The organism is Pseudomonas sp. MDT1-17, assembly GCF_054898105.1.
The window spans coordinates 481,426-494,294 of sequence record NZ_JBUBVM010000001.1 but is presented as its reverse complement, the minus strand read 5'-3'; the positions used below and the strand labels follow the sequence as shown (position 1 = coordinate 494,294).

Here is a 12,869-nt window from a genome sequence, read left to right as displayed (position 1 = left end):
GGATCACTCCACAGCGGGCTCTTTTACATCGTTTGATCAGATTTTGAAGCTGTCGACCAACTGCTTCAACCGGTTCGCCTGCAACGACAACGCATCGCAATCCTTCAACGTTTCATTGAGGTTGGCCACGCTCTGTTGGTTCAGCAGGTTGATCTGGTTAACGTCGACGTTGAGGGTTTCCACGACCGCCGTCTGCTCTTCAGTCGCCGCGGCCACCGACTGGTTCATACCGTCGATTTCGCCGATGCGCTGGGTCACGCTGACCAGACGCAAGCCAGCCTGATTCGCCACTTCAACGCTCTGCTCGCTGGAGGCCTGACTGGCGTTCATGGTGGTCACCGCTTCGCGAGAGCCGATCTGCAGCGAGGTGATCATCTTGTGGATCTCCTCCGCCGATTCCTGGGTACGGTGAGCGAGGTTACGCACCTCGTCCGCCACCACCGCAAAACCACGACCGGCTTCACCGGCACGGGCCGCTTCGATGGCCGCGTTGAGCGCGAGCAAGTTGGTCTGCTGGGAGATGCCTTTGATCACATCCAGAATGTGCCCGATGTTGTCGGTGCTGGCGTTCAGAGTTTCGATCTGAGTGCAGGACAGGCTGATTTTCTGCGACAACTCGGTCATCGCCAGAATGGTTTTCTCCACCACCTGCCGACCGTCATCGGCCTGCTCGCTCGCACCGCTGGCGTGCTGGGAAGCATCGGCGGCATTGCGGGCGATTTCCTGGGTGGCGGCGCCCAACTGGTTGATCGCCGCGGCCACACTGTTCGTGCGGGCGCTTTGCTCGTCCGAGCCGACGATCGAGGCGTTGGACGAGGCCATTACCCGTTGTGACAGGTCGTGAACCTGACGGGTGGCCGACGACACTTCGCAAATCGACGCGTGAATTCGCTCCACGAACTGGTTGAACGAACCTCCCAACTCGCCGAACTCGTCTTTACTTTCCACGGCCAAGCGACGGGTCAGGTCGCCTTCGCCCTGAGCGATGTCCTGCATCGCCCGGCCCATGGTGGTCAGCGGACGCATCAGCACGTTGATCAGCAAGCTCAGCAGCACCGCAATGGCCGTCACGGCGATAAACATTGCGATCAGCGCAGAAGTGCGGAACTGGCTGAGCGGCGCGTAGGCCTTGTCCTTGTCGATCGACAGACCGATGTACCACTCGGCATTCGGCAAACCGCTCACCGGGGTGAACGAGAGGATGCGGTCCTGCTTGTTCAGGGTGACGTCCTGATTGCCCTTCTCGATGCGAACGCCGGCGTTCGGGTAAATGTCCTTCAGGTTTTTCATCACTTGGTCTTTGTCCGGACTGACGATCACCTGACCGTCGGCGCTGACCAGGAACGCGTGGCCGATGCCACCGAAGTCCACCGAGTTGATGATCTTCACCAGTGTTTCCAGACTCAGGTCACCACCGACCACGCCGAGCAGCTCGCCGTTCTTTTTCACCGGCAGGGCGATGGTCACCACCAGGCCACCGACGGCAGCCATGTAAGGCGGAGTCAGCATGGTCTTGTCCCCAGCCACCGCTTGTTTGTACCAGGGACGCTGACGCGGATCGTAACCGTCAGGCATCTTCGCGTCCGGGCGCTGAGTGAACACGCCGTTGGCCTGGCCCACGTAGGTGAACTGGAAGTTCGAGGTGAGGGCCGGTTGATTGACCAGCCCCGGGAGGTCGGCATTGGCGCCTTGGTGTGCAACATTCTGCGCGAGGTTTTCCAACACCAGCACACGGCCGCTAATCCAGTTCTGCACGCTGCTGGCGGTCAGATCGCCAGCTTGCTGGACGCTCGATTCAAGGCTTTCACGGATGGTATTTCGCTGCAGATAGTCGTTGTACAAAGTGAACAACGCAAAAGCCAGCACCACGACGCCGGAGGCGGCCAGCAGGATTTTATGACTGAATTTGAGATTCATTTCATGCGACTTCTTATGCAAAAAGTGGGGATGCGTTACGGAGTGCAACATTCCATGTAACAGCGCAGCCAGTGCTCTGGGGCCGCTCTACGTTGGTGCACGCATGTCTCATCAGTCTGTCGGCACAAACCGCAGAAATCTTAGGCGCTTGTACGAAATGATCGGCATTGCTGTCAGATACCCGCCGAACGGCGTGCTAGAGCGCCTGATCAGCGTTTTTGTAAGGACACCGTTCGTACGGCAGTTGCAAACTCCATAACCCTTGATAACAATGCGACCAATTATCATTTGTGACGTTCGGGCTGTCGCACTCCAGTCCTCACCTGAGTTTGCAGTACAGGCGCTTTACAGTAGCCGGCGCGGTGGATCTGGATTACAACGCGCAGCTGCGGCTGATCAAATTGACTCGCGGCGAGATCATCGTGACGTGCGGCGGGATCGACGAAGGATCTTCGTTCGACCGACCGCTGCGGGTGCAAAGTCGCCACGGCTATCTGACGTGCTCAGCGGACATTGCCGACTTGCGGCTGTCCGGTGTTTTCCGCCTGGAGAATACCGACACGTTGCTGGCCATCCTGCCGCAAACCCTGCCGGTGCAACTGCGTTATCGCACGCGTTGGTGGGTGACACTGGAGCGACAGGCCTGAATTATTTTTGGCGGGTTTTACGGGCAAGTCCGGCTTTGTCAGTAAGCACTTCAATGCTGACTTCAGCGACTTCCTATGGAAACCTACAATGACTGTGTGCGCCACCAAGTAAGACCCTCTTCATTTCGCCGCCGATTCAGGCGCCGTGCGCTACGCCGTACGCGCTGTGCTGTTCTCCACGGCGCTGGGTGTCGAGGCATTGCCGACACTGGGCGTAGCGGCAGAGGGCGGCGAGGTCAGCAGCCATCGCTACACACGGTGAGCTACCAATTCTAAGTTCTCCTCAAAAAATGAAGCCAGCACCTGAATCCAGGGGCTGGCTTTGTCGTTTTTGCGGGATCATTCCACTGATTTAGCTATGGCGTCACTGAGCGTTTAGCGAGCCCATAACGACAAAACCCCTGTCTGCGTTAGCAGACAGGGGTTTCGGAATTCAATCTTGACGATGACCTACTCTCACATGGGGAAACCCCACACTACCATCGGCGATGCATCGTTTCACTGCTGAGTTCGGGATGGGATCAGGTGGTTCCAATGCTCTATGGTCGTCAAGAAATTCTGTGACCAGCCCGTTACTGCGGTAACGTGCCAGAAAAACTGGTGACTTCTACTAAAACAAAACCCCCACCTGCATACGCAGATAGGGGTTTCGGAATTTAATCTTGACGATGACCTACTCTCACATGGGGAAACCCCACACTACCATCGGCGATGCATCGTTTCACTGCTGAGTTCGGGATGGGATCAGGTGGTTCCAATGCTCTATGGTCGTCAAGAAATTCGGTAGCCAGGTCGTGGGCCTTTTCAGGTTCACGCTCCAGCGAATGGGTATGCGATAGATTTGTGTGTTGCCTTGCGAATTTTCGACTGGTGTCGTCTTCACACACCGCAATCTGGCCTCTTTCGAGTTCACAAATTGCTTGGGTGTTATATGGTCAAGCCTCACGGGCAATTAGTATTGGTTAGCTCAACGCCTCACAGCGCTTACACACCCAACCTATCAACGTCGTAGTCTTCGACGGCCCTTCAGGGGACTCAAGGTCCCAGTGAGATCTCATCTTGAGGCTAGTTTCCCGCTTAGATGCTTTCAGCGGTTATCTATTCCGAACATAGCTACCCGGCAATGCCACTGGCGTGACAACCGGAACACCAGAGGTTCGTCCACTCCGGTCCTCTCGTACTAGGAGCAGCCCCTCTCAAATCTCAAACGTCCACGGCAGATAGGGACCGAACTGTCTCACGACGTTCTAAACCCAGCTCGCGTACCACTTTAAATGGCGAACAGCCATACCCTTGGGACCGGCTTCAGCCCCAGGATGTGATGAGCCGACATCGAGGTGCCAAACACCGCCGTCGATATGAACTCTTGGGCGGTATCAGCCTGTTATCCCCGGAGTACCTTTTATCCGTTGAGCGATGGCCCTTCCATACAGAACCACCGGATCACTAAGACCTACTTTCGTACCTGCTCGACGTGTCTGTCTCGCAGTCAAGCGCGCTTTTGCCTTTATACTCTACGACCGATTTCCGACCGGTCTGAGCGCACCTTCGTACTCCTCCGTTACTCTTTAGGAGGAGACCGCCCCAGTCAAACTACCCACCATACACTGTCCTCGATCCGGATAACGGACCTGAGTTAGAACCTCAAAGTTGCCAGGGTGGTATTTCAAGGTTGGCTCCACGCGAACTGGCGTCCACGCTTCAAAGCCTCCCACCTATCCTACACAAGCAAATTCAAAGTCCAGTGCAAAGCTATAGTAAAGGTTCACGGGGTCTTTCCGTCTAGCCGCGGATACACTGCATCTTCACAGCGATTTCAATTTCACTGAGTCTCGGGTGGAGACAGCGCCGCCATCGTTACGCCATTCGTGCAGGTCGGAACTTACCCGACAAGGAATTTCGCTACCTTAGGACCGTTATAGTTACGGCCGCCGTTTACCGGGGCTTCGATCAAGAGCTTCGCGTTAGCTAACCCCATCAATTAACCTTCCGGCACCGGGCAGGCGTCACACCCTATACGTCCACTTTCGTGTTTGCAGAGTGCTGTGTTTTTAATAAACAGTCGCAGCGGCCTGGTATCTTCGACCGGCATGGGCTTACGCAGTAAATGCTTCACCCTCACCGGCGCACCTTCTCCCGAAGTTACGGTGCCATTTTGCCTAGTTCCTTCACCCGAGTTCTCTCAAGCGCCTTGGTATTCTCTACCCAACCACCTGTGTCGGTTTGGGGTACGGTTCCTGGTTACCTGAAGCTTAGAAGCTTTTCTTGGAAGCATGGCATCAACCACTTCGTCACCCAAAGGGTAACTCGTCATCAGCTCTCGGCCTTAGAATCCCGGATTTACCTAAGATTCCAGCCTACCACCTTAAACTTGGACAACCAACGCCAAGCTGGCCTAGCCTTCTCCGTCCCTCCATCGCAATAACCAGAAGTACAGGAATATTAACCTGTTTTCCATCGACTACGCTTTTCAGCCTCGCCTTAGGGACCGACTAACCCTGCGTCGATTAACGTTGCGCAGGAAACCTTGGTCTTTCGGCGTGGGTGTTTTTCACACCCATTGTCGTTACTCATGTCAGCATTCGCACTTCTGATACCTCCAGCAAGCTTCTCAACTCACCTTCACAGGCTTACAGAACGCTCCTCTACCGCATCACCTAAGTGATACCCGTAGCTTCGGTGTATGGTTTGAGCCCCGTTACATCTTCCGCGCAGGCCGACTCGACTAGTGAGCTATTACGCTTTCTTTAAAGGGTGGCTGCTTCTAAGCCAACCTCCTAGCTGTCTAAGCCTTCCCACATCGTTTCCCACTTAACCATAACTTTGGGACCTTAGCTGACGGTCTGGGTTGTTTCCCTTTTCACGACGGACGTTAGCACCCGCCGTGTGTCTCCCATGCTCGGCACTTGTAGGTATTCGGAGTTTGCATCGGTTTGGTAAGTCGGGATGACCCCCTAGCCGAAACAGTGCTCTACCCCCTACAGTGATACATGAGGCGCTACCTAAATAGCTTTCGAGGAGAACCAGCTATCTCCGAGCTTGATTAGCCTTTCACTCCGATCCACAGGTCATCCGCTAACTTTTCAACGGTAGTCGGTTCGGTCCTCCAGTTAGTGTTACCCAACCTTCAACCTGCCCATGGATAGATCGCCCGGTTTCGGGTCTATTCCCAGCGACTAGACGCCCTATTAAGACTCGCTTTCGCTACGCCTCCCCTATTCGGTTAAGCTCGCCACTGAAAATAAGTCGCTGACCCATTATACAAAAGGTACGCAGTCACCCAACAAAGTGGGCTCCCACTGCTTGTACGCATACGGTTTCAGGATCTATTTCACTCCCCTCTCCGGGGTTCTTTTCGCCTTTCCCTCACGGTACTAGTTCACTATCGGTCAGTCAGTAGTATTTAGCCTTGGAGGATGGTCCCCCCATATTCAGACAAAGTTTCTCGTGCTCCGTCCTACTCGATTTCATGACTAAGAGATTTTCGCGTACAGGGCTATCACCCACTATGGCCGTACTTTCCAGAACGTTCCGCTAATCTCAAAGCCACTTAAGGGCTAGTCCCCGTTCGCTCGCCACTACTAAGGGAATCTCGGTTGATTTCTTTTCCTCAGGGTACTTAGATGTTTCAGTTCCCCTGGTTCGCCTCTTAAGCCTATGTATTCAGCTTAAGATAACCATCTTATGATGGCTGGGTTCCCCCATTCAGACATCTCCGGATCAAAGTCTGTTTGCCGACTCCCCGAAGCTTTTCGCAGGCTACCACGTCTTTCATCGCCTCTGACTGCCAAGGCATCCACCGTATGCGCTTCTTCACTTGACCATATAACCCCAAGCAATCTGGTTATACTGTGAAGACGACATTCGCCGAAAATTCGCATTCTTACTCATTAAGAGCAACTCACAAATTTTACCTTAGCCTGATCCGTTACCAGTGAAAGTAACGTCCAGTCTATCTTTCTATCACATACCCAAATTTTTAAAGAACGATCTAGCCAAAGACTAGAAATCAACATTCACCATCATCACAATGGAATGCTCATTTCTAAGCTTTCAACAAACAGAAGCAGTTAGTGGTGGAGCCAAACGGGATCGAACCGTTGACCTCCTGCGTGCAAGGCAGGCGCTCTCCCAGCTGAGCTATGGCCCCGTATTTCTACAGGCGTTTCCCACACAAAATTGGTGGGTCTGGGCAGATTCGAACTGCCGACCTCACCCTTATCAGGGGTGCGCTCTAACCAACTGAGCTACAGACCCAATTTCGGGCTGCTTCTATATCGTCTTCTTCAATGAATCAAGCAATTCGTGTGGGAGCTTATGGAGCAGCTGATGTCGTCGATTAAGGAGGTGATCCAGCCGCAGGTTCCCCTACGGCTACCTTGTTACGACTTCACCCCAGTCATGAATCACACCGTGGTAACCGTCCTCCCGAAGGTTAGACTAGCTACTTCTGGTGCAACCCACTCCCATGGTGTGACGGGCGGTGTGTACAAGGCCCGGGAACGTATTCACCGCGACATTCTGATTCGCGATTACTAGCGATTCCGACTTCACGCAGTCGAGTTGCAGACTGCGATCCGGACTACGATCGGTTTTCTGGGATTAGCTCCACCTCGCGGCTTGGCAACCCTCTGTACCGACCATTGTAGCACGTGTGTAGCCCAGGCCGTAAGGGCCATGATGACTTGACGTCATCCCCACCTTCCTCCGGTTTGTCACCGGCAGTCTCCTTAGAGTGCCCACCATGACGTGCTGGTAACTAAGGACAAGGGTTGCGCTCGTTACGGGACTTAACCCAACATCTCACGACACGAGCTGACGACAGCCATGCAGCACCTGTCTCAATGTTCCCGAAGGCACCAATCCATCTCTGGAAAGTTCATTGGATGTCAAGGCCTGGTAAGGTTCTTCGCGTTGCTTCGAATTAAACCACATGCTCCACCGCTTGTGCGGGCCCCCGTCAATTCATTTGAGTTTTAACCTTGCGGCCGTACTCCCCAGGCGGTCAACTTAATGCGTTAGCTGCGCCACTAAGAGCTCAAGGCTCCCAACGGCTAGTTGACATCGTTTACGGCGTGGACTACCAGGGTATCTAATCCTGTTTGCTCCCCACGCTTTCGCACCTCAGTGTCAGTATCAGTCCAGGTGGTCGCCTTCGCCACTGGTGTTCCTTCCTATATCTACGCATTTCACCGCTACACAGGAAATTCCACCACCCTCTACCATACTCTAGCTCGACAGTTTTGAATGCAGTTCCCAGGTTGAGCCCGGGGATTTCACATCCAACTTAACGAACCACCTACGCGCGCTTTACGCCCAGTAATTCCGATTAACGCTTGCACCCTCTGTATTACCGCGGCTGCTGGCACAGAGTTAGCCGGTGCTTATTCTGTCGGTAACGTCAAAACAGCAAAGTATTAATTTACTGCCCTTCCTCCCAACTTAAAGTGCTTTACAATCCGAAGACCTTCTTCACACACGCGGCATGGCTGGATCAGGCTTTCGCCCATTGTCCAATATTCCCCACTGCTGCCTCCCGTAGGAGTCTGGACCGTGTCTCAGTTCCAGTGTGACTGATCATCCTCTCAGACCAGTTACGGATCGTCGCCTTGGTGAGCCATTACCTCACCAACTAGCTAATCCGACCTAGGCTCATCTGATAGCGCAAGGCCCGAAGGTCCCCTGCTTTCTCCCGTAGGACGTATGCGGTATTAGCGTCCGTTTCCGAGCGTTATCCCCCACTACCAGGCAGATTCCTAGGCATTACTCACCCGTCCGCCGCTCGCCACCAGGTACAAGTACCCGTGCTGCCGCTCGACTTGCATGTGTTAGGCCTGCCGCCAGCGTTCAATCTGAGCCATGATCAAACTCTTCAGTTCAAACATCTTTGGGTTTTTAAGAAACCCTAAACTTGGCTCAGCAATCGTTGGTTACATCTTTGATTTCTCGCGGAGTAACTTGTGATGCTGATAATCTTGTTGACTATCAGTCTGACCCCACAAGCACCCACACGAATTGCTTGATTCAGTTGTTAAAGAGCGGTTGGTTAAGATCTTTCGTCTCAGCCGAGGCGCGCATTCTACAGCAGCCTCTGTTACTGTCAAGCGGTTATTTTAAGAAGTTTTCAAAGTTTCCTCTGCAACTTCAACCACTTGCGCTTCCGATCTCTCGTTAGCGGGAGGCGAATTCTACAGCGTTACTCGCTGCTGTCAACACCTCTTTTACACCGCTTTCGACCGAGAAGATCGAACCGTTAAAAGAGCCACACAACCCTGCTCTCTCAACTCCTTCTGGGCTTCGATCACCTGAAGCAACTCGCTGTCGAAAACTGCGTAACTCATTGTTTACCAAGGAGTTTTCCGTTTCGACTGCGCCGGAAGTGGGGCGAATTATAGACTTCCAGAATCTGCCGTCAACCCTTAATTACACTTTTCTATCAATCACTTGTAGAAAGCTGGAAATCGGCCCATTCCCCTCTATATAGGAGAGCAAAACCACTTCCTCTATATAGAAGGGATTATCAGAGCACCCCAGCCTCTTTGAAAGCCGACACGGCCCCAGCATCCAGACCCAACACTCGCTGCAGAACGTCCAGTGTGTGCTCACCCAATAAAGGAGGCGCATTGCGGTACTCCACAGGCGTGTCGGACAGACGAATCGGACTCGCCACCTGCGGCACCATCCCTGCCAACACATGAGGCAACTCAATCGCCAACCCACGCGCCTTAACCTGAGGATCGGCAAACACCTGCGCCAGATCATTGATCGGGCCACACGGTACGCCTGCCTGCTCAAGCTGCAGCACCCACTCAGCAGTCGTCTTGAACACCGTCGCCTGGCGGATGAGCGGAATCAACACCGCACGATTAGCCACCCGCAGCTTGTTGGTCACAAAGCGTGGATCGTCCGCCCACTGTGGCTGACCAGCCACTTCAGCAAACTTGCGAAACTGCCCGTCATTGCCCACGGTGAGGATGAAGTCTCCATCCGCCGTAGGAAAGTCCTGATAAGGCACGATATTCGGATGAGCATTACCCAGGCGTTTCGGAGCATTACCTGTAGTCAGGTAATTCATTGCCTGGTTAGCCAGACAAGCCACCTGAACATCCAACAGCGCCATATCAATATGCTGACCGCCGCCGTCATGATCCCGATGAGCCAGCGCCGCCAGGATAGCCACCGTCGAGTAGAGACCGGTCAAGATGTCCGTCAGCGCCACGCCGACTTTTACCGGGCCAGCGCCTTCGTCGCCTTCGGGACGCCCAGTCAGGCTCATCAGACCGCCAAGCCCCTGGATCATGAAGTCATAACCCGCGCGCTTGGCGTAAGGGCCCGTCTGGCCAAACCCGGTAATCGAGCAATAGATCAGATCCGGATTGATCGCCTTTAGCGACTCATAGTCCAACCCATAAGCCGCCAGCCCACCCACCTTGAAGTTCTCGATGAGGATGTCCGACTTGGCCGCCAACTCACGCACCAGCCTTTGCCCCTCTGGGCGCGTGAAGTCGATGGTGACCGATTGCTTGTTACGATTGGCCGACAAGTAATAGGCGGCTTCGCTGGTGTTCTCGCCATAGGCGTCTTTAAGGAAGGGAGGCCCCCAGGCGCGCGTGTCATCGCCATTGCCCGGGCGCTCGACCTTGATCACCTCGGCGCCGAGGTCACCAAGAATCTGTCCGGCCCAGGGCCCGGCCAGCACCCGCGATAAATCCAGTACCCGTAGATGCGAAAGCGCGCCCATGGCTGTTCTCCTATTAATAGAACGCCTGGATGCCAGTCTGTGCACGACCGAGGATCAGCGCGTGGACGTCATGCGTACCTTCATAGGTATTCACTACTTCCAGGTTGACCAAATGGCGAGCAACACCAAACTCATCGGAAATACCGTTACCACCCAGCATGTCACGCGCCATGCGAGCAATGTCCAGGGACTTGCCGCAGGAGTTGCGCTTCATCATCGAAGTGATCTCGACAGCCGCAGTACCTTCGTCTTTCATACGACCCAGACGCAGGCAACCTTGCAGCGCCATGGTGATCTCGGTTTGCATGTCGGCCAGCTTCTTCTGGATCAGCTGAGTGGCGGCCAGTGGGCGTCCGAACTGCTGACGATCCAGGGTGTACTGGCGAGCGGTGTGCCAGCAGAACTCGGCAGCACCCAGCGCGCCCCAGGAAATGCCATAACGTGCCGAGTTGAGGCACGTAAAAGGACCTTTCAAACCACGGACATCCGGGAAGATGTTCTCTTCAGGGACAAACACGTTGTCCATGACGATCTCGCCGGTGATGGATGCACGCAGACCAACCTTGCCGTGAATCACAGGAGCACTCAGGCCTTTCCAACCCTTCTCCAGAACGAAGCCACGGATGTCGCCAGCGTCGTCCTTACCCCAGACCACGAACACGTCGGCAATCGGGCTGTTGGTGATCCACATCTTGTTGCCAGTCAGGCTGTAGCCGCCTTCCACTTTGCGTGCACGAGTAATCATCGCGCCCGGGTCGGAACCGTGGTTAGGTTCGGTCAGACCGAAGCAGCCAATCCATTCGCCTGAAGCCAGTTTCGGCAGATACTTCTGTTTCTGGGCTTCGGTACCAAATTCATTGATCGGCACCATGACCAGCGAAGACTGCACACTCATCATCGAGCGATAGCCGGAGTCGACACGCTCGACTTCACGGGCGATCAGGCCGTAGCTGACGTAGTTCAGGCCGCTGCCACCATACTGCTCGGGAATGGTCGCGCCCAGCAGGCCAACCTCACCCATCTCGCGGAAGATCGCCGGGTCGGTCTTTTCATGGCGGAAAGCTTCGAGAACACGCGGCGCGAGCTTCTGCTGGGCGAATTGCTCAGCGGTGTCGCGGATCATGCGTTCTTCTTCGGTGAGCTGTTGATCCAACAGCAGGGGATCGATCCAGTTGAAGCTAGCTTTGCCGCCCATGAGTGTGTCCTCTCGAATCGGGTCAAATAACGTGGACTGATCCTAGGCCGGGTTCGGCGTCACGGCAAACGAGGATTTTGCATACTGTTGTGCTAATTTCTCACTCCGTAACATCGCAAAGTAGCTTTTATGCGATGTATTAGTGAGGTTGACGTACATGCGCAGGAAAATCCCCAGCACAACTGCCCTGATCAGCTTTGAAGCGGCAGCTCGCCACGAAAGCTTTACCAAGGCCGCCCAGGAGCTTTCGCTCACTCAGGGCGCAATTTGCCGACAGATCGCCAGTCTTGAGGAGTTCCTCAGCGTAGAACTGTTCCGACGCTCGCGACGTGGGGTCAAGCTGACGGAGGCCGGCCTTTCCTACAGCCGACGGGTAGCCACTCAACTGGATGCGGTTGAGCGGGACACGTTGTCCGTGATGGGCCAGCAAGGCGCCAACGTGATCGAGCTAGCGGTGGTTCCGACCTTCGGCACTCAATGGCTGCTGCCACGGCTCAAGGACTTCCAGCAAAAGCACCCGGAAGTGACGGTCAACCTTACTAACCGAACACGCCCTTTCCTGTTTGCCGACACCGACTTCGATGCAGCGATCTATTTTGGCGACGCGGACTGGTCGGGTACCGAATCCCACAGGCTGATGGGTGAAAATCCGATGCCCGTGTGCAGCCCTGACTTACTGGGAAAGAAGACTAATCTGACCCCCAGTGAAATCGCCGAATTGCCCCTGCTGCAGCAGACCACCCGCCCTTATGCCTGGCGTCAGTGGTTCAACTCTCAGAACCTAAATATCCCGCGAGACATGACAGGTCCGCGCTACGAGCTATTCTCCATGCTCGCCCAAGCGGCCATGCACGATATGGGAATAGCACTGATTCCACCGTTCCTGATTCAACGCGAACTGGCCGAGAAGCGCTTGGTCATTGCCAACGCCCAGGCGCTTTCAAGCATCAAGGCGTATTACCTGATGATTCCTGAGCGAAAGGTGGAATCGGCCTCTTTAAGGGCATTTCGCGATTGGCTGGTCAATCAGGCACAGAGCTACAGCCTAGAAGGATAAAGGCTCAGCCCAATTAGCTGACCCCGTAGTCAGCAAAATAAAAGCCCTACAGATATAAGTATTTGTCGCATATTCGAAGACTGTACCGGCAGCAGTACAAACGTCCTAAAAGCGCCTGAGTACGTGGCCTTGAGCCTCTATTGGGAAGCGATAGCGACTCATTCATCTGACCGATGCGCAAATTCTTCAATTTTTTACAAAAACCCTTACAAGGCACGTCCTGCAAGGGATTGGACCGGTTAGTTGCGACATTCGGTCACAGGGTGACTTGTAGTTAATTTTCCGTCACCCGTCATAATCCCTTGAAGGGCA

The 12,869-nt window shown here is 54.4% G+C and carries 4 protein-coding genes, 2 tRNA genes, 4 rRNA genes and 1 pseudogene; 2 read left to right on the top strand and 9 right to left on the bottom strand.

The genetic code is table 11. The features are described 5' to 3' along the window. Window positions 1-36: 36 nt before the first annotated feature. Window positions 37-1,917 carry a methyl-accepting chemotaxis protein gene (locus tag ACYZTX_RS02180; RefSeq protein ID WP_462032757.1) on the bottom strand — a complete coding sequence of 627 codons (1,881 nt, stop codon included), beginning with the start codon at window positions 1,915-1,917 and terminating at the stop codon, window positions 37-39. 353 nt (window positions 1,918-2,270) lie between these two features. Here ACYZTX_RS02180 and ACYZTX_RS02175 point away from each other — a divergent pair. Then, window positions 2,271-2,564, top strand: a pseudogene (locus tag ACYZTX_RS02175) (hypothetical protein); the annotation flags it as partial. A 437-nt stretch (window positions 2,565-3,001) separates the two neighbouring features. Here ACYZTX_RS02175 and rrf (ACYZTX_RS02170) read toward each other — a convergent pair. From rrf (ACYZTX_RS02170) to ACYZTX_RS02135, 8 genes are all read right to left on the bottom strand, one after another. Further along, a 5S ribosomal RNA gene (gene rrf / locus ACYZTX_RS02170) occupies window positions 3,002-3,117 on the bottom strand. Between the two features lie 107 nt (window positions 3,118-3,224). Further along, a 5S ribosomal RNA gene (rrf, locus tag ACYZTX_RS02165) occupies window positions 3,225-3,340 on the bottom strand. A gap of 155 nt (window positions 3,341-3,495) precedes the next feature. Continuing rightward, window positions 3,496-6,387 (bottom strand): 23S ribosomal RNA (locus ACYZTX_RS02160). 251 nt (window positions 6,388-6,638) lie between these two features. Next, window positions 6,639-6,714: transfer RNA gene (locus tag ACYZTX_RS02155), tRNA-Ala, on the bottom strand. 30 nt (window positions 6,715-6,744) lie between these two features. Next, a tRNA-Ile gene (locus tag ACYZTX_RS02150) sits at window positions 6,745-6,821 on the bottom strand. Between the two features lie 83 nt (window positions 6,822-6,904). Beyond that, window positions 6,905-8,443 (bottom strand): 16S ribosomal RNA (locus ACYZTX_RS02145). The 16S, 23S and 5S rRNA genes sit together here with 2 tRNA genes alongside, the layout of an rRNA operon. Before the next feature lie 641 nt (window positions 8,444-9,084). Beyond that, window positions 9,085-10,305: a CaiB/BaiF CoA transferase family protein gene (locus tag ACYZTX_RS02140; protein WP_462032756.1), complete on the bottom strand. Its 1,221-nt coding sequence runs from the start codon at window positions 10,303-10,305 to the stop codon at window positions 9,085-9,087. A gap of 13 nt (window positions 10,306-10,318) precedes the next feature. Next, window positions 10,319-11,500, bottom strand: a complete 1,182-nt coding sequence (locus tag ACYZTX_RS02135; RefSeq protein WP_461975913.1) for an acyl-CoA dehydrogenase — start codon at window positions 11,498-11,500, stop codon at window positions 10,319-10,321. A gap of 157 nt (window positions 11,501-11,657) precedes the next feature. Here ACYZTX_RS02135 and ACYZTX_RS02130 point away from each other — a divergent pair, with 157 nt between their 5' ends. Continuing rightward, entirely contained in the window at window positions 11,658-12,557 is a 900-nt protein-coding gene (locus ACYZTX_RS02130; RefSeq protein WP_461979919.1) for a LysR family transcriptional regulator, read from the top strand. The last annotated feature ends 312 nt before the right edge of the window (window positions 12,558-12,869 follow it).